The sequence below is a fragment of the Zhihengliuella sp. ISTPL4 genome, assembly GCF_002848265.1.
GTDB lineage: Bacteria > Actinomycetota > Actinomycetes > Actinomycetales > Microbacteriaceae > Microbacterium.
The window spans coordinates 977853-995090 of record NZ_CP025422.1 but is presented as its reverse complement, the minus strand read 5'-3'; the positions used below and the strand labels follow the sequence as shown (position 1 = coordinate 995090).

The 17238-nt window shown below is 70.7% G+C and carries 19 protein-coding genes; 12 read left to right on the top strand and 7 right to left on the bottom strand.

Annotated features, from left to right (window positions below):
* The first annotated feature begins 2 nt into the window (after window positions 1-2).
* From CYL12_RS04840 to CYL12_RS04830, 3 genes are read left to right on the top strand one after another with little or no spacing between them, the layout of a single operon-like run.
* Window positions 3-758 (top strand): lysophospholipid acyltransferase family protein, encoded by a 756-nt coding sequence (locus CYL12_RS04840; RefSeq protein WP_101846002.1) that lies wholly within the window; start codon window positions 3-5, stop codon window positions 756-758.
* Complete coding sequence (locus tag CYL12_RS04835) at window positions 748-1887, top strand: NAD(P)H-dependent glycerol-3-phosphate dehydrogenase (RefSeq protein WP_060922899.1); 1140 nt, start codon at window positions 748-750, stop codon at window positions 1885-1887. Before CYL12_RS04840 ends, CYL12_RS04835 begins: the two co-directional genes overlap by 11 nt.
* On the top strand, window positions 1787-2869 hold the full coding sequence (locus CYL12_RS04830) for a D-alanine--D-alanine ligase family protein (protein WP_101846000.1): 1083 nt from the start codon (window positions 1787-1789) through the stop codon (window positions 2867-2869). Before CYL12_RS04835 ends, CYL12_RS04830 begins: the two co-directional genes overlap by 101 nt.
* Window positions 2870-2890: 21 nt before the next feature.
* On the opposite strand, the gene CYL12_RS04825 is transcribed toward CYL12_RS04830, so the two are convergent.
* Window positions 2891-3373, bottom strand: coding sequence for a DUF3515 family protein (locus CYL12_RS04825; RefSeq protein ID WP_101845998.1), 483 nt, complete (start codon window positions 3371-3373; stop codon window positions 2891-2893).
* Window positions 3374-3396: 23 nt separating this feature from the next.
* Here CYL12_RS04825 and thiL point away from each other — a divergent pair, with 23 nt between their 5' ends.
* Window positions 3397-4392, top strand: coding sequence for a thiamine-phosphate kinase (gene thiL, locus CYL12_RS04820; protein WP_101845996.1), 996 nt, complete (start codon window positions 3397-3399; stop codon window positions 4390-4392).
* On the opposite strand, the gene rsmD is transcribed toward thiL, so the two are convergent.
* Window positions 4362-4973: a 16S rRNA (guanine(966)-N(2))-methyltransferase RsmD gene (gene rsmD, locus CYL12_RS04815; protein ID WP_101845994.1), complete on the bottom strand. Its 612-nt coding sequence runs from the start codon at window positions 4971-4973 to the stop codon at window positions 4362-4364. The two genes, thiL and rsmD, sit on opposite strands and share 31 nt — an antisense overlap.
* Before the next feature lie 60 nt (window positions 4974-5033).
* Between rsmD and CYL12_RS04810 the strand changes: the two genes are divergently transcribed.
* From CYL12_RS04810 to mutM, 6 genes are all read left to right on the top strand, one after another.
* Complete coding sequence (locus tag CYL12_RS04810; protein ID WP_101845991.1) at window positions 5034-7208, top strand: ATP-dependent DNA helicase RecG; 2175 nt, start codon at window positions 5034-5036, stop codon at window positions 7206-7208.
* Between the two features lie 31 nt (window positions 7209-7239).
* Entirely contained in the window at window positions 7240-7737 is a 498-nt protein-coding gene (gene coaD / locus CYL12_RS04805; protein WP_101845989.1) for a pantetheine-phosphate adenylyltransferase, read from the top strand.
* Between the two features lie 130 nt (window positions 7738-7867).
* Entirely contained in the window at window positions 7868-8362 is a 495-nt protein-coding gene (locus CYL12_RS04800) for a YceD family protein (RefSeq protein WP_025103319.1), read from the top strand.
* 2 nt (window positions 8363-8364) lie between these two features.
* Complete coding sequence (rpmF, locus tag CYL12_RS04795; protein WP_013586329.1) at window positions 8365-8574, top strand: 50S ribosomal protein L32; 210 nt, start codon at window positions 8365-8367, stop codon at window positions 8572-8574.
* A gap of 10 nt (window positions 8575-8584) precedes the next feature.
* Window positions 8585-9277, top strand: coding sequence for a ribonuclease III (gene rnc, locus CYL12_RS04790; RefSeq protein ID WP_060923098.1), 693 nt, complete (start codon window positions 8585-8587; stop codon window positions 9275-9277).
* The gene (gene mutM / locus CYL12_RS04785) at window positions 9270-10133 is read left to right on the top strand and encodes a bifunctional DNA-formamidopyrimidine glycosylase/DNA-(apurinic or apyrimidinic site) lyase (RefSeq protein WP_101845987.1); all 864 of its coding nucleotides are present in this window, start codon (window positions 9270-9272) and stop codon (window positions 10131-10133) included. Before rnc ends, mutM begins: the two co-directional genes overlap by 8 nt.
* A gap of 5 nt (window positions 10134-10138) precedes the next feature.
* Here mutM and CYL12_RS04780 read toward each other — a convergent pair whose 3' ends face one another.
* The gene (locus tag CYL12_RS04780) at window positions 10139-11032 is read right to left on the bottom strand and encodes a helix-turn-helix domain-containing protein (protein WP_101845985.1); all 894 of its coding nucleotides are present in this window, start codon (window positions 11030-11032) and stop codon (window positions 10139-10141) included.
* A 130-nt stretch (window positions 11033-11162) separates the two neighbouring features.
* On the opposite strand from CYL12_RS04780, the gene CYL12_RS04775 reads away from it, so the two are divergent.
* Window positions 11163-12401, top strand: a complete 1239-nt coding sequence (locus tag CYL12_RS04775) for an MFS transporter (protein ID WP_101845983.1) — start codon at window positions 11163-11165, stop codon at window positions 12399-12401.
* 29 nt (window positions 12402-12430) lie between these two features.
* Entirely contained in the window at window positions 12431-13474 is a 1044-nt protein-coding gene (locus CYL12_RS04770; RefSeq protein ID WP_101845982.1) for a zinc-binding dehydrogenase, read from the top strand.
* A gap of 44 nt (window positions 13475-13518) precedes the next feature.
* On the opposite strand, the gene CYL12_RS04765 is transcribed toward CYL12_RS04770, so the two are convergent.
* From CYL12_RS04765 to CYL12_RS04750, 4 genes are all read right to left on the bottom strand, one after another.
* A complete protein-coding gene (locus tag CYL12_RS04765; RefSeq protein ID WP_101845980.1) occupies window positions 13519-14838 on the bottom strand; it encodes an FtsX-like permease family protein in 1320 nt (439 codons plus the stop codon).
* Window positions 14835-15530 carry an ABC transporter ATP-binding protein gene (locus tag CYL12_RS04760; protein WP_101845978.1) on the bottom strand — a complete coding sequence of 232 codons (696 nt, stop codon included), beginning with the start codon at window positions 15528-15530 and terminating at the stop codon, window positions 14835-14837. Before CYL12_RS04760 ends, CYL12_RS04765 begins: the two co-directional genes overlap by 4 nt.
* Window positions 15531-15629: 99 nt before the next feature.
* On the bottom strand, window positions 15630-16709 hold the full coding sequence (locus tag CYL12_RS04755) for a GNAT family N-acetyltransferase (RefSeq protein ID WP_101845976.1): 1080 nt from the start codon (window positions 16707-16709) through the stop codon (window positions 15630-15632).
* A 109-nt stretch (window positions 16710-16818) separates the two neighbouring features.
* Window positions 16819-17103 (bottom strand): hypothetical protein, encoded by a 285-nt coding sequence (locus tag CYL12_RS04750; RefSeq protein ID WP_101848677.1) that lies wholly within the window; start codon window positions 17101-17103, stop codon window positions 16819-16821.
* Window positions 17104-17238: the final 135 nt, after the last annotated feature.

Sequence of the window (17238 nt, the reverse complement as noted above, 5' to 3'; positions counted from 1 at the left end):
CGATGGCTTCCCGGTCGCCGGAGAAGACACGGCCGAGCGTGTTCTGGCCACTCGCGGCGATCGTCGTCCCGCTGGTGACGCTGATTGCGAAGGTCCGCATCATCGGTGCGGAGAAGCTCCCTCGCGAGGGCGCGTTCGTGCTGGCGCCGAACCACTACTCCGAGTTCGATCCGCTGATCGTCGCCTTGGTGGTCTGGCGGATCGGGCGCGCTCCGCGGTTCATGGCCAAGGAGAGCCTCTTCCGCGTGCCGGTGCTCGGATGGTTCCTGCGCAAGACGGGCATGATCCCCGTCGCGCGCACCTCGTCGGCATCCTCCGCGAAGCAGACGATGGCCCAGTCCGAGGCTCTCGTGGAGCACGGCCGCGGTGTCATCGTGTACCCGGAGGGCACCCTGACCCGCGACCCCGACATGTGGCCGATGCGCGGCAAGTCGGGAGCGGTGCGGCTCGCCCTCGCCGACGGCATCCCGCTCATCCCGATGGCGCAGTGGGGAACCCAGGCGATCATGGGGCGCTACCAGAAGGGGCTGAGCCTCTGGCCGCTCCGCAAGCCCGTCACCGTCATCGTCGGCGACCCCGTCGACGTCTCCGACCTCCGCGGCCGCGCGGGTGAGCCGGCAGCGCTGACGGAGGCCACCAACCGCCTCATGAACGCGATCACCGCGCTGCTGGAGCAGGTACGCGGCGAGAAGGCCCCCGCGGAGCGCTGGAACCCGGCGAGCCACGGACAGAAGGAGACCGGACGCCTTGACCCCTAAGAGAACCGCGCCGGCCGGACCCCGTGTCGCCGTGATCGGCGCCGGCAGCTGGGGCACCACGTTCGGCAAGATCCTCGCCGACGGTGGTGCCCACGTGACGATGTGGGCGCGCCGTGCCGAGCTCGCCCACGAGATCGACGAGGCGAAACGCAACTCGCGCTACCTGCCGGGGATCAATCTGCCCCGCACCATGGCGGCCACGCACGAGCTGGCCACCGCGCTCGACGGCGTGGATCAGGTGTACCTCTCCGTGCCGAGTCAATCGCTCCGCGAGAACCTCAAGGCGCTGCGCCCGCTGATCGCCTCCGGCGACGCGAAGATCGTCAGCCTCATGAAGGGCGTCGAGCGGGGCACCGGCCTGCGCATGAGCCAGGTCATCCAGCAGGAGCTGCAGTGCGATCCCGACCGGATCGCCGTCGCCTCCGGCCCCAACCTCGCCCTGGAGATCGCGCGGGAGCAGCCGACCGCGGCCGTGATCTCGTCGCGCAGCCAGGAGACCGCGGACGTCGTGGCCCGGGCAGCGCGCAATTCCTACTTTCGCACGTTCGTGAACACCGACGTCATCGGCACGGAATTCGGCGGGGTGCTCAAGAACCTCATCGCGGTCGCCATCGGCATCGTCGACGGCGTGGGCTACGGCGAGAACACGAAGGCCTCGATCATCACCCGCGGCCTCGTCGAGATGACCGATTTCGCGGTCGCGAACGGTGCGCAGCCAGAGACGCTGCAGGGGTTGGCCGGTCTCGGCGACCTCATCGCGACCTGCCAGTCGCCGCTGAGCCGCAACAACACCGCCGGGCGGCTGCTCGGGCAGGGCTACAGTTTCCAGGATGTCGTGAAGCAGATGCAGCAGACCGCGGAAGGGCTGGCGTCGGTCGCCCCCGTCCTGCAGCTCGCCCGCGAAGCCGATGTGCACATGCCGATCGTCGAGCAGGTGAAGATGGTGCTCGACGGCAAGATGGATCCCCGAGACATCGCCCCGCATCTCACGACGGACGACGACACCCCGCAGGGGGAGAGGACCAACCATGGACAAGCAGACGGTGGTGGTGCTCTTCGGAGGGCGCTCCAGCGAGCATTCGATCAGTTCCGCAACGGCGGGGGGAGTGCTGGGCGCGATCGATCGTGACCGGTATGCCGTGATCCCAGTGGGGATCACCCGCGAGGGCGCCTTCGTGCTGGAGGACGACGACCCGGCGAAGTTCCCGCTGGACGCCGCCCACCTTCCCGAGGTCGTGGACAACGGTACCCGGGTGCTCTGGCCGGAACCGGGCGGCGACCGCACGCTGCGGGTCGTGCACCCCGGCGGCGAGACGGAGGGACTCGGCGAGATCGATGTCGTGTTGCCGATCCTGCACGGTCCCCACGGTGAAGACGGCACGATCCAGGGCTATTTCGACACGCTCGAGGTGCCCTACGCCGGCGGTGGCGTACTCGACTCGGCGCTGTGCATGGACAAGCACTTCATGAAGATCGCTCTCCAGGCGGCGGGCATCTCCGTGGCGCCCGGCCTGACGCTGCGTCGTCGCGAGTGGGATGCCGAACCCACGGCCGTGCGTCGGCGCGCCGCCGATCTCTGCCTGCCCGTGTTCGTCAAGCCCGCTCGCGCCGGATCGAGCGTCGGCGTCTCGAAGGTGACGGCCCCGGAGGAGCTCGACGCCGCCCTCGCTATCGCGTTCGCGGAGGACGACAAGGTGCTCATCGAGGCCGGCGTCACCGGTCGGGAGATCGAGGTCGCGGTCTTGGAGACCGCCGATGGCGTCCGCGCCTCCCTTCCGGGCGAGATCGTCCTGACCGACCGCGGCTTCTACGATTTCGAGGGCAAGTACCTCGGCGGCGACGGCGTCGACGTGGTGTGCCCGGCGGAGCTGACCGACGCGGAGGTGGCGGCCATCCAGGAGGCCGGCGTCCGCGCCTTCCAGGCGGTGGACGGTCGCGGCCTCGCCCGGGTGGACATGTTCCTCACCCCGGACGGCGACCTCATCGTCAACGAGCTCAACACCATGCCCGGGTTCACGCCCATCTCGATGTTCCCGAAGTGCTGGGTGGCCTCAGGGCTGGGCTACGGCGACCTCATCACGGAACTGGTCGAGGCGGGCCTGCGCCGCTGACGCCGGAGCTCCCCGCGGCGCTCAGCTCGCGGGGAACTCCACCCGGTCCGTGCACTGCGCGGTGGCCGGCGCGAGCCCGGACTGGATGTTCGACGACAGGCTGTCGACGATCGACTGGAAGTCGACCTGCTCGCCGCGGCGGATGATGACCTCGACGGCCGGCTCGCGGCCGTAGGTCACGAGGCGCTGGCGCTCGTCCTCCTGCTCCAGGACCAACCAGTCGACGCCGCCGAGGGTGGTGCAGACGAGGTCGGACGGAGCGGGCGGCTCCACGCCGCAGCGCAGGACGACCGTGGGGTCTCCCCACGCTCCCGTGGCCTGCGCATCCGTCCACACGCGCTCGTAGCCGCCGACGCTGTCCGGCAGGAGCACCGAGACGTTGGCGCAGGCCGGGTCGTTCGCCTCGTCCGCAGGCTCGAGGTGCACGGTCGTGGAGCATCCGGCGAGTCCGGCGACGAGGGTGATCGCCCCCGCGACGGCAGCGAGGCGGCGGGAACGAAGCATGCATCCAGGCTACCTTTGACGACATGCCCTCCCGACCCGACTCCGACGATCCGCGCCTGGGAGATCTCTCGGAAGGCCGCATCCTCCGCGCCATCCTCCAGCGGACCCCGCTCGGCGCGCACACGCTCCTCGGCCCCGGTGACGATGCCGCGGTGATCGCCGCACCGTCGGGCTCCGTGGTCGCGACGACAGACACGCTCGTGCACGGACCGGACTTCCGTCTCGCGTGGACCAGCGGCTACGACCTCGGCTGGAAAGCCGCGGCCGTCAACCTCGCCGACGTCGCGGCGATGGGCGCGCGTCCGACGGCTCTGCTGGTGGCGCTGGCCGTGCCCCGTGACCTCCGGTTGTCGTTCGTGGAGAGCCTGGCTGACGGCTTCCGCGAGGCCTGCGCGGCGCTCGCCCCCGGGTGCGCGGTCGTCGGCGGCGACCTCACGGTGTCAGAGGTCCTCACAGTCGCCGTGACGGCGCTGGGCGACCTCGAAGGCCGCCCGCCGGTGACCAGGGCGGGGGCGCGCCCTGGCGACATCGTCGCTGTCGCGGGAGAGTTGGGTCATGCCGCGCACGGGCTGGCGGTGCTGTTCGGACGCTTCCGAGACGGCGAGACGCCGGTCCCGGTCGATCCCGCGGCTCTCGCACCCGGGGAGAGCGCCGCGGTCGCCGCGCAGCTGCGGCCGTCGCCGCCCATCGGGCTCGGCGTCGTCGCAGCCGCGGCCGGCGCGACGGCGATGATGGACGTCTCGGACGGCCTCGCCCTCGACGCGCAGCGCCTCGCTGAGGCCTCCGGCGTCACTCTCGCCCTCGATGCGGCGGCGCTCGGCGCGGCACCGCAGCGGGCGCTCGCGGGCGGTGAGGACCATGCGCTGCTCGCGACGTTCCCGGACGGCGTGCTGCCGCCGGGGTTCCGCGCGATCGGCGTCGTGCGATCACGGGGTGACGAGAACCTGCTCTGCGACGACCGTCCCGTCGACGTCAGCGGCTGGGACCCTTACCGGGACTGGGATTCCGTCTCCGGCTGAACGTCGGGCGCCCCGTCCTCCCGGTCCGGCTCCGCCCACCACAGCGTCGTGTCGCCGTAGGTCTTCTCCCGGAACACGCGGAGCCCGGCGGCCGCGAAGTCGGGCGTGGCGGAACGGCGTGCCCGCTCGACGACCACCACGGCGTCGTCGCTGAGCAGCGGAGCGAGGGCAGCCAGGTCGCCGTTCATCGCCTCGTCGTCGATGTCGTAGGGCGGATCGGTGAACACGAGGTCGTACGGGCCGGGCGTCCGGCCGAGGAACGCACGGACGGTCGCCTCCTGTACCCGTGCGGTCGCGGTGCCGGAGGCCTTGGCGACGGCAGTGACGTTGCGCCGCACGACGGCTGCCGCCTGCTGGCCGCGCTCGACGAGGTCGGCGCTCCGGGCACCGCGGCTGAGTGCCTCGAGCCCGAGCGCCCCCGAGCCCGCGTAGAGGTCGAGCACGCGGGCGTCCGCGATCGCGTCGAGCGACTCCAGAGCGCCGAACAGCGACTCGCGCACGCGATCGCTCGTCGGGCGTGTCCCGGCGCCGGGGACGTCGAGCCGGGTGCCACGTGCCGTTCCGGCGATGATCCTCGTCACCCGTTCACGATACGACAGGCGGCGCGCGGTCGTGTCCGTGCGGTTCCCTAGACTCGGAGCATGTCGCTCACGCTCGAATCCTCGCTCGAGGAGGCCCTCGGCGCGGCGTCGGCCAAGACGCTCGACCGCGCCTTCGGCATGAAGACCGTCGGTGACCTGCTCGCGCACTACCCGCGCCGATACGCCGACCCCGGGGAGCTCACCCCCATCCGCGACCTCCCCATCGGCGAGACCGTGACCATCGTGGCCGAGGTCCTGTCGTCGAGCTTCCGCCGGATGCGCAACCGGCCCGGGGCCATGGTCGACGTCGTCATCGGCGACGGTGTCGGTCGTATGTCGCTCACGTTCTTCGCGAAGAACGTCGGCGCGGCGGAGTGGCGCTCCAACGATCTGGCCGTGGGGCGCCGCGGCGTGTTCTCCGGCAAGGTCGGCGAGTTCAACGGCATGACCCAGTTCGCCCACCCGGAGTACGAGCTGTTCGACGATGAGGACGCGGCGCGGCGGCGCGCCGATGCGAGGGCGGCCGTGCCGATCCCGATCTATCCGGCCACCTCCGCGATCCAGACGTGGCAGATCGCCCGGCTCGTCGGCCGCGTCCTCGACGACCTGCCGACGGTGCCGGACCCGCTGACGCCGGAGATCCGCTCGCGCGAGGAGCTGCTGACGGCACGGGAGGCCCTGGAAGCGATCCACCGCCCGCGCTCCCGGAACGACATCGATCCCGCGGTGCGGACGTTGCGCATGCACGAGGCGCTGACCCTGCAGACGGCTCTGCTCCAGCAGCGCGACGCGGTGCGTGCCCTGGCGGCGACCTCGCGGCCGGCGACGCCCGGCGGGCTCCTGGAGCGCTTCGACGCCGCCCTGCCCTACACGCTCACGCCCGACCAGCAAACGGTCGGCGTCCAGATCGCGGAGGACCTCGTCGGGTCCTGGCCGATGAACCGGCTCGTGCAGGGCGAGGTCGGTTCGGGGAAGACGCTGGTGGCCCTGCGGGCGATGCTGCAGGTCGCCGAGAGCGGGGGGCAGGCGGCCCTCATCGCTCCGACGGAGGTCCTCGCGGGGCAGCATCTGCGCTCCATCACGAAGATGCTCGGCCCGCAGCTCGCCCCGCTGCTGATGCCGACCCTGCTCACCGGGCAGATGCCCGCGGCCGATCGCCGTAAGGCCGCATTGCGCGTCGCCTCCGGTCAGGCGCTGATCGTCGTCGGCACCCATGCGCTCCTCGGGGAGAAGACCACCTTCGCCGACCTCGGGCTCGTCGTGGTCGATGAGCAGCATCGGTTCGGGGTCGAGCAGCGGGAGGCGCTGCGCGCGAAGGGGTCCAGCCCGCACGCGCTCGTCCTCACGGCGACGCCGATCCCGCGGACGGTCGCGATGACGGTCTTCGGTGACCTCGACACCTCGGTCATCCGGACGATGCCCGCCGGGCGCGCCGGCATCGAGTCGTATGTCGCGCCGTTGGCCGAGCATCCGGGCTGGTTCAACCGGGTGTGGGAGCGGGCGGCGGAGGAGATCGCGCAGGGGCGGCAGGTTTTCGCCGTCTGCGCGGCCATCGACACCGCGGCCAAGACGGCGGAACCGGGGGAGCAGGCGCTGCTCGCTCCCGAGGGCGGCAAGGGTCCGCGCTGGGGCGTCGTCCAGCTCGACGAGGCGCTGGCCACGCATCCGACCCTCGGCGGGCTCCGGCGGGCCGTGCTCCACGGGAAGATGCCCTCCGACGAGAAGGATGCCGTCATGCAGGCCTTCGCCCGGGGCGAGATCGACCTCCTCCTCGCGACGACGGTGATCGAGGTGGGTGTGGACGTCCCCAACGCCTCGACGATGATCGTGCTGGACGCGGACCGCTTCGGCGTGTCCCAGCTGCACCAGCTCCGCGGTCGGGTGGGCCGAGGAGGGGTTCCGGGGCTGTGCCTGCTCGTCACCGAGGCCGAGGCCGGGTCGGTGGCCCGCGAGCGGGTCGATGCGGTCGCTGCGACCCTCGACGGCTTCGCACTGGCCGAGGTCGACCTCGAACTCCGCGGCGAGGGCGATGTGCTCGGTGCGGCACAGGCGGGTGTGCGGTCGTCCCTCAAACTCCTGCGCGTCGTCAAGGATGCCGCTCTCATCACCCGGGCTCGCGAGCTCGCCGAGGACATCCTCGCCGCCGACCCCGAGCTGGCGGCACATCCCGGGCTCCGGGAGGCCATCGGCCGGCGCGTCACCGACGAGGACCGCGCGGCGCTCGCGAAGAACTGAACGCCGTTCCGGGTGCCCTAGGCTGGATTCCATGAGCAGCCGGATCGCCGTCGTCCCGGGTTCCTTCGATCCGCCGACCCTGGGTCATCTCGACGTGATCCGGCGTGCGGCCGCCCTCTACGACGAGCTGCACGTGCTCGTCGTGCACAACCCGGGCAAAGAGGCGATGCTGCCGATCGCGCAGCGCCTCGCCCTTCTGGAACGCTCGATCGCCGAGGACGGCATGGCGGGCAACATCGTCATCGGCTCGTGGAGCATGGGGCTGCTCGTCGACTACGCGCGCGATGTGAACGCCGGCGTGCTCGTGAAGGGCATCCGCTCGCAGGTCGACGTGGCCTACGAGTCGCCGATGGCGATCGTCAACCGGCACCTCGCCGACATCGAGACCGTCTTCCTGCTTCCTGACCCCGCGCACGCGATGGTCTCGAGCTCCTTGGTGCGACAGGTTGCCGGGCTGGGCGGCGATGTCTCGCCTTTCGTGCCGCCGGCCGTCGCCTCGTTCCTCGACACCGGCGCCCGCGGGATCTGAATTCACCTCCCGCTCCCGGTACTCTCCCGGCCCTTCTCTCGGGTGACCCGGGTAGCATGGCGGGGTGCGTTCCCGACTCAACAGCCCCTTCGTCCTCCCCGTCCGTGACATCGTCCGGCGCCCGGGGGAGATGCGCGAGCACTCCTTCTCGGTGCCCCTGACGGAGCAGTGGGGGGAGGGGATCGTCTCCTTCGAGGCGGGTTCGGAGCTCGATCTCGACGTGCGCCTGGAGTCCGTCCATGAGGGCATCCTCGTCACCGGAGAGGCGGAGGGCGAGTACGTCGGCGTGTGCGGCCGATGCCTCACCGACATCGCTCGGCCCGTCGAAGTCGAGTTCCAGGAGCTTTTCGCGTATCCTGGTGAGGAAGAAACTGACTTCGAGGTTCAAGACGACCACGTGGATCTTGAAACTCTCGTCAGGGATGCGGCCGTTTTGGCCCTTCCTTTTCAGCCGGTGTGTCAGCCGGATTGCCTCGGGCTCGACCCGGTCACAGGCGAGAGGCTGACCGAGAGCACCGGAACGGAGCAGGCCGCTCCCATCGATCCTCGGTGGAGCGCGCTCCAGCAGATCACAGACCAGGACGGCACGGCAGAACGCGGTGCCGCCGAGAAAGAAGAGAGCTAGTCATGGCTGGTAACCCCCCGAAGCGCAAGGTCTCCCGTTCGAACACCCGCTCGCGCCGCGCGCAGTGGAAGGCCGAGGCCCCCGCGCTCGTCAAGACCATCGAGAACGGCAAGGTCGTCTACAGCCGTCCGCACCAGGCGAAGGTCGTCACCGACTCGCAGGGCACCGAGCTCTTCCTGGAGTACAAGGGCCGCAAGGTCGCCGACGTCTGAGTCGCGAACCGTGACGGAGGTCCCCGGGGGGACGAGGCCTCTCCCAGACAAGCTCCGCGTCGATATCGACGCGGAGCTTCTGGAGTTGGCGCTCACCCACCGCTCCTATGCGTACGAGCACGGCGGCATCCCGCACAACGAGCGTCTCGAGTTCCTCGGCGATTCGGTGTTGGGGCAGGCCGTGACGGTCATGCTGTTCACCCGGCACCCGGAGCTCGACGAGGGAGAGCTGGCGAAGCGCCGTGCGAGCGTCGTGTCGACGGTCGCGCTCGCGGAGGTCGCTCGCGGCATCGACCTGGGCAGCCATCTGCTGCTCGGTCGCGGTGAAGAGCAGACCGGCGGTCGCGACAAGGATTCGATCCTCGCGGACACGATGGAGGCCGTCATCGGCGCCACGTATCTGTCCGCGGGACCGGAGGCCGCCACGGCGCTCGTCCTGCGTCTGACAGAGCCGCTGCTCGCCGACCCCGAGCGGTACGGCGCGGCGATGGACCCGAAGACGAGCCTGCAGGAGCTTGCGGCCCGCCTCGGCGCCACGCCCCCGCAGTACTCGGTCGAGGCCAGTGGCCCCGACCACGACCGGCGCTTCACGGCGACCGTGGCGGTCGGCGATGTCCGCATGACGGGCGCCGGCAGCAGCAAGAAGACGGCAGAGATGGCGGCGGCACTCAGCGCCTGGCGCACGCTCAGCGAGCGTGCCTGAGCTCCCCGAGGTCGAGGTCGTCCGCTCCGGCCTCGCACCGGCTGCCGTGGACGCGGTGATCACCGGCGTCAGCGTGTTCGACGAACGCGCGCTCACCCGGCACACCGCCGGAGCCGCGGATTTCGTCCAGCGTCTGGAGGGTCGCCGCTTCACCGCGGCCGCGCGGCGGGGCAAGTTCCTCTGGCTCCCTGTGGATGACGGGGCCTCCGCTCTGATCGCGCATCTGGGGATGAGCGGCCAGATGCTGCTCCGCGCGCCGGACGCGCCGACCGAGCGCCACGAGCGTGTCCGTCTCGGCATCGAGCATCCCCGCCATGGCGAGCTCGCGATCGTGTTCGCGGATCAGCGGACGTTCGGCTCCCTTGCCGTCGACGCTCTCATCGCCGACGGCCCCTCCCGCATCCCGACACAGGTCGCGCACATCGCCCGCGACCCGCTCGACCCGTTCTTCGACGACCGGGTCTTCCGCGCCGCTCTCGCCCGGCGGCACAGCGCGATCAAGCGCGTGCTGCTGGACCAGGGCCTGGTGAGCGGGATCGGCAACATCTACGCCGACGAGTCGCTGTGGGCGGCCCGCATCCATCCGGAGACGCCGGCCGACGCTCTGCCGACCCGGGCGGTGAACCGCCTGCTCGCCGAGGTGCGATCGGTCCTGCAGAAGGCTCTCGCCGAGGGCGGCACGAGCTTCGACGCCCAGTACGTCAACGTCAACGGGCAGGCTGGGTACTTCGCCCACTCCCTCAACGCCTACGGTCGCGGGGGGAAGCCCTGCCCGCGCTGCGGCACGCCGATCACCCGTGCCGCATTCATGAACCGCTCCTCGCACTTCTGCCCGCGCTGCCAGCGGAGGCGCTGACCCGGTCAGGAACGGTCGGAGCGCTCCTGCGGAGCTTCCTCGCGCGCGGACGCTGCCCAGCTGCTGAGCAGCCGCATCCTCTCCTCATCGGCGCTGCCCGGCTCAGCCGTGTAGAAGGAGAGGTCGTTGCGCGTCCGCGTGCCGGCGGGGAGAAGGACGGACTGATACGTCAGCTCCACGAGACCGACCTGCGGATGCTGCAGGCGCTTCGTGCCCTCGTGGCGGATGCGGATGTCGTGGGCGGCCCAGAAGTCGCTGAACTCCGGACTGGCCGTCGACAGCTCGCCGATGAGCTCCCGGAGTGCCTTGTCCTGCGGATCGCGGCCGGCCTCCGCGCGCAGCAGGGCGACGGTCGCGGCGGCTCCGGATTCCCAGTCCACGAAGAAGTCCCTCGAGGCCTCGTCGAGGAAGTGGAAGCGGGCGAAGTTCGCCACACCGTCGACCGCCGTCGCGCTATCGAACATCGGCGCATGCAACGCGCGCCCCAACGCGTTCGAGCCGATGACGTCGAGCCGGCCGTTGCGCACGAACGCCGCGGACAGGGTGACGGAGTCCAGCATCCACAGGACGTGCGGGGGAAGAGGGGCCTCCCGGCGTCGCGCGGGCCGCCGGTGCGCCGGCTTGGCGGCCTGAGCGAGGTCGAGGAGGTAGGTGCGCTCGTCGTCGTCCAGGCGGAGGGCCTCGGCGACTGCGTCAAGGACATCGGAGGAGACGCCGGCGATGTGCCCCTTCTCCAGACGGGTGTACCACTCCGTGCTCACTCCGGCGAGCACGGCGACCTCTTCGCGGCGGAGACCCGGGACGCGGCGTCGAGCGCTGGTGGGCAGGCCGACCTGCGCCGGGGTGAGCCTCGCCCGCCGGCTGGCGAGGAAATCCCGGATGTCGGCGCGGTTGTCCATGGGTCCACCCTACGAGCGGGATAGGACCGGAAGGGGGTGGAGTTTGTACCCGGATAGATGCGACCTTCGTGTGTCCGTGGAACGGCGGTGGAATGGAGAAGTACCGCACCCGACGACCCAGGAGAACCCGATGCCGACACGAGCCCGCCCGACCGAGATCGGCCCGTCTCTCGAGAGCGACACCGGATCCGGGAGGCTGCCGCTCGTGGTGTACGTCCTCGCTCTCGGCACCTTCCTGATGCTCACGACGGAGTTCATCGTCGCCGGGATCCTCCCGGACGTGGCTTCCGACCTCGGTGTGTCCCTTCCGGTGGCGTCGTCGCTCATCACGGTCTTCGCGATCGGCATGGTCGTGGGCGCGCCCACGATGACGCTGCTCACCCTGCGACTGTCGCGGAAGCGCACGCTCCTCGCGGCACTGTCGGTGTTCTTCGTGGGTCACATCATCGTCGCGGTGAGTTCGGAGATGGACATCCTGATGGTCGCGCGGTTCCTCACTGCACTGGCGACGGGGGCATTCTGGGCCGTGTCCGCGGTCGTGGCTGGTGATGCCGCGGGGAGCTCGCTGCGATCGCGCGCCATCGGGGTGGTCGGTGCCGGCGGTTCGCTCGCCACCGTCCTCGGCGTTCCGCTCGGCGCGTTCCTCGCGCATCAGGTCGGCTGGCGTGGAACCTTCTGGGCTCTCGCCGCGGCGTCAGCGGTCGCTGCCCTGCTGGTGGCACGGTTCGTGCCCGCGCCGCATGCCCAGGCCGGCCGGCTGAACGTGCGCGATGCTCTCTCCGCACTGCGCTCCGGCCGACTCTGGGCGGTGCTGCTCGCCTGCTTGACGACCTGTGGTGGTGTGCTCGCCGTGTACTCGTTCCTGGTCCCGCTCCTCACCGACGTCGCCGGGATCCCCGGCATGTTCGCGCCCCTCGTGCTGACGGGTTTCGGAGTGGGGTCGTTCCTCGGCACCCTGGTCGCCGGGCGGTTGGGCGACCGGCGTCCGCATGCGGTCACCATTGCGGTGCCGACCGTGACCACGCTGGTGCTGCTCGCGATGACGCTCACCGCTGGTGCACCGGTAATCACCGTGATACTCGTCGTGCTGCTCGGACTCTTCGGGCTCAGTTCGAATACCGTGCTCATCCACTTGGCCGTCGGGTACGCGGGCCGTGCAGCGACGCTCGGCTCCGGACTCACAGTCGCGGCGTTCAATGCGGGAACAGCGCTGGGCACGGCACTCGCGGGAGCTGCGATCGGGGGCGGACTCGGACTCACCGCGTCGACCGTGGTCGGAACCAGCATCGTCGTCCTCACCCTGATCCCTACAATCGGCCTCGCCCTGACGTCCCGCGCCCGAACAGCCGCCCCGCGCCCGACCCCCTGAAACCCCTCACCGAATCAAGGAGAACCATCATGCGTGCCACTCTCATGTACCAGGCAGGCGACGTCCGCGTCGAGACCGTTCCCGACTCCACCCTCCGGCATCCGACGGACGCTCTCGTCCGGATCACCGCCTCGTGCATCTGCGGTTCCGACCTCCACCCGTATCACTCGATGTCCGCGGTCGACGGCCCGGCCCGCATGGGTCACGAGCTCATCGGCGTCGTCGAGGAGGTCGGTGCAGACGTCGCCACACTTCGGAAGGGCGACCTCGTCGTCTCGCCGTTCGCCATCTCGGACAACGTCTGCGCCCTCTGCCGGGAGAACCTGCAGACGTCGTGCCTCCACCACGAGGCAGCATTCTGGGACGGGATCCCGGACGAGGGCGGACAGGCCGAAGCCGTGCGCGTGCCGCTGGCCGATGGAACGCTCGTCAAGCTCTCCGTACCCGAGGACTCGGCGCTGATGCCCTCCCTGCTGACGCTGGCAGACGTGTTCGGCACGGGTTACCACGCTGCGCGGATGGCCGATGTCCGGCCGGGACAGAGCGTCACCGTGATCGGTGACGGCGCTGTCGGCCTGATGGCGGTGCTGTCGGCGAAGCGCCTGGGCGCCGAGCAGATCATCCTCATGGGTCGTCATCAGGACAGGACGGACCTCGGTCGCGACTTCGGCGCTACGGCCGTGGTCGCGGAGAGAGGGGAGGAGGGCATCGCTCGCGTCCGCGACCTCACCGGAGGACTCGGCACCCACGCGGTGCTCGAGGCGGTCGGCCATATGCCCGCCTATCACCAGGCGCTCGGCGTCGTCCGCCCCGGCGGGGTGGTCAGCCGCGTCGGGGTGCCCCAGTACGAGGAGGCCCCGATCGGATTCGGGAGCCTGTTCCGCCATAACATCCGACTCGCGGGAGGTCCGGCACCAGTCCGCGCCTACATCGAGGAGTTGCTGCCCGACATTCTCGACGGGACGATCGAGCCCGGTCGGGTGTTCGATGCGGTCACCGACCTGGACGGCGTGCCGGACGGGTATCGCGACATGGATGAGCGTCGGAGCCTGAAGGTTCTCATCCGCCCGTGACCCCGTGCGCGTGGCGGGCCTGATGCGCCCGGCCCGCCGCCGTCTCACGCCGGAGCGAATGCGCGATCCAGCAGCGGACGGGTCGCCCAGGTGCTCGCCCACACGACTCCGATGCCGACGGCGACGACCGTCGCGATCGTCATCAGCGACAAGGGCGCGACGATCAGCGCGATGCCCACCAGCGGGAACACGAGCACCGCAGCGCACAACGCGGATCCCACCGCGGTGATCAGCAGCGGCGACATGATCGCACGACGACGCGCGCGGTCCACGGTCTCGACGGGCATGCCCAGGTGGTGCAGGCTCTCGTGCAGGTCGCTCTTGTCGAGCACGTCCGAGGCCTGGTTCACGCCGACGGAGGCGGCCACCATGAGGAACGAGCCGATGAGGGTGATGATGAGCCCGGTGCGGATGTCCTCCGCGAGCGCGATGCTGGAGGGATCGTCGCTCGCCCCGATCGTGTCGAGGAGCGCGACGCCGGTGCCCGCGAAGACGGCCATGAAGCTCGCCATCGCGATGCCGCCGACCTGACGCCAGGCCGCCTTCGGGGAGTCCAGCACGAGTCGTGCGGCGAGCAGCCGCTCGGGACGCTCCGCCCGCCGGAGCTGGCGCCCCGCCGAGACCTTCAGCACCCACGGGCCGAGCAGATTGAGAACGCTCAGCGCGAGGGCGAACATCGCAGCGAGTACCGCGATCGTCGCCACGACCCCGCCGATCATCGGGAAGACCTTGATGAGCGCGAACGCGATGGCGATGCCCGCGACCGCGATGACGGCGCGGATCCAGTGCACGTTCGTCGGCGCCGTGCGCGTGCGGACCCCGAGGGGTGAGATCACGACGCGACGCAGCCCCACAACGGCGCTTCCGGCGGCGAGCACGAGCACGCCGGCCACGACGGCGGCGATCATCACCGGGGGGAGAACGACCGCAGGCAGGCCGAGCGGCTCGCCGCGGAACGGGATCAGGCCGATGAGCGGGCTGAGGGCCAGGTGGCCCCCGATGCCGATGACGGCGCCGGTGGCGGCGACGAGGACGGACTCGACGACGGTCGCCGTCGTCACCCCGCCGGGCGTCACGCCGAGCAGACGCAGGGTGGAGAGACGTTCGTCGCGGCGTCGTGCGGACAAGCGGGCGGCGGCACCGCCGAGCGAGGTCAGCGGCACGACCAGCAGGACGAGAGCGATGGCGGCGAGGCCCTGGTAGAGCACCGCCTCGTCGTCGGTCCAGGTCCAGAAGGCCTGGGCGCCGCCGACCACCGTGAGGACGAGGGTCGTGACGACCGCGAAGGCGACGATCGGCAGGGCGAGGACGCTCCGCTGTCCGGGAGCCGGACGCAGAAGCAGGCCGAGCACGGAGAGGTTCACGCGTTCACCGCCGAACCGAGGATGCGGCCGTCCCGGACCGCGACCGTGCGGGTGCACCGGGCGGCGACGTCGGCGTCGTGCGTGACGACGATGAGGGTGCGGCCCTGCCCGGTCGTGGACCACAGGAGCGCGTCCATGACCTCGGCGGAGGTGTGCGAGTCCAGGGCGCCGGTCGGCTCGTCCGCGAAGACGAGGTCGGCACCCGTCGCTTGCGCTCTGGCAATGGCCACGCGCTGCGCCTGTCCTCCCGACAGCTCGCCGATGCGTCGTTCCTCCATACCGCCGAGACCCAGCGCCGCGAGCCACGACGCCGCGTGGGGGAGCGCGTCCTTCTTGGCGACGCCGTTGATCATCGAGGCGAGGGCGACGTTCTCCACCGCCGTCAGCTCGGGGATCAGCAGCCCCTGCTGGAAGACGAACCCGAACCGCTCGCGACGCAGCCGAGAGCGCGCCGCCTCACCCAGCGCAGTCACGTCGATGGCCGCGCCCGTCGAGGGCTGGAAGACCACGCGGCCGCTGTCCGGAGCGGTGATGCCGGCGAGCACGTGCAGGAGCGTCGTCTTGCCGGAACCCGACGCCCCCATGATGGCGACGGATTCGCCGCGGTGCACGGCGAGGTCGACACCGGCGAGGGCGTGGGTGACGCCGTAGGTCTTCACGAGGGCGTGGGCTTCGATCACGGGGGTGTTCATGTTCCCAGCTTCGCCGGAGACCCGTGCCGGCGTCGTCGGTCCGGCGGATGAAGCTGAGCGGCAGCCGTCATCCGAGAGGATGACGGCTGCTGCTCGTGCTCAGATCTTCTTCTGCCACGCCCCCGCGTACGACACAGGCACGAAGCCGATCGCCTCGTTGATGTCGAGCATCGGCCGGTTCTCCTCCGCGTTGAAGGTGGAGACCACGTCCGAACCCGGAAGGAGCTCCCGCCACCGGAGAAGATTGGCGCACTTCACGATCGTGCCCAGGCGGTGACCGCGATGATCCTTCGCGACGAGAGTCCCGAACTGGTGCGTGGTCCCCGTCTTCTCCGCGCCGATCAGCAACTCGTTGTACGCGACGAGCGTGCCGGAGGGGAGATGCTCCACCGCCACCACGGAGACCGTCTGACCAGCGCCCGTGAGACGGGCATCGCGCCGGATCACCCGCTCCGCGTCGTACACCTCGGCGACGAAGTCCATGTCGCCACTGGGGGCGTCGGTCGACAGTCGGGCGAGCACCGCGGCGTACCCGTCGCGGAGCTCCGGCGGGGTGGGCAGCTCCCACTCGACCACGCGGTAGTCCGGCCCCGCGGCCGCGAGTGCCGCATCCAACGCGCGGCGCAGGGGCTCCGGGTCGGCGCGCAGATCGAGTTCGCTGTTGCGCTCGACCTGCTCCAGGGTGAAGCCGTGGGCCTCGACGACATCGCTCAGCGGTGTCGCCGGGATCCGTCCCGAGCCGGTCCGGGGCTGGAGCATGCGGTCGGCCTCCTCGGGCCGGTGCAGGGTCCAGATCTGCAGGACGCTCCGGCCCCGCTCCCTGGCCTCGGCCTCGGCGCGGTCGAGCAACGCCTCCTCGATGCCGCGCCCGGTGTGGACGGCCGGCACGAGGAGATCGATCTCCGCGGCATGCGCGTCCTCCTCCTGCGCGAGCGACACGGTCACCATGCCGATGATCTCGTGTCCCTCGCGCGCCACGAATCCGAGATCGAGTGAATCGGAGTCGTCCTGCCAGTTCGGCAGCATCTGCGCGGCGTCCGGCGCGAGGTCGGGAAGGCCGACCTGCTCGTCGCAGATCTGCCGGTTGAGGTCGCCGTAAGCGCGGAAGTCCGCGGCGTTCGCATCGGCGAGGGAGGCCGGGACGATCAGCGGCGTGATCGTCAGTGCGGCGGTCGTCATGTGGGGTCCTTCATGTCGGAGGGAGGGGGAGGAGCCGGGTGCCCCGGCGTCCGTCCGCAGGTGTACGGACGGACGCCGGGTCGGCGTCGATGCGGTCGTCATCGCCCGGTCAGCGCATTCCGCGCTGCATGTCGTACATGAGGAGGGCGTGCGATTCCGCCGCCGAGCGGTGACGCTGTTCTCCGACGAGGAACAGGTCGCCGGGGTCGACGGTCCACGACCGGCGCGGACGTCGGGGCCGCTGCGCCCGCTGGAGCAGCCAGAGGCCGATCCGGAGCGAGAGGCGGTCCGCGATACGGAGCTGATCCAGCTCGTCGTCGCGGGGGATCTGGAGGACCTCGCGGTCCTCGGTATCGGGCGGATGGGTGGTGCTGCGTGACAGCGTGGTGTTCACGATGGTTCCTTCGAAAGGGATGGATGAGGTGCGGAAGCACCGCGTCAGGACCGAGTCGTCGGCCGCGGCGGGTGCGGACGAGAGCAGCGCCTGCGGGGCCGCGGATTGCGGAGGCCGGAGGCGGCGGGGATCCAT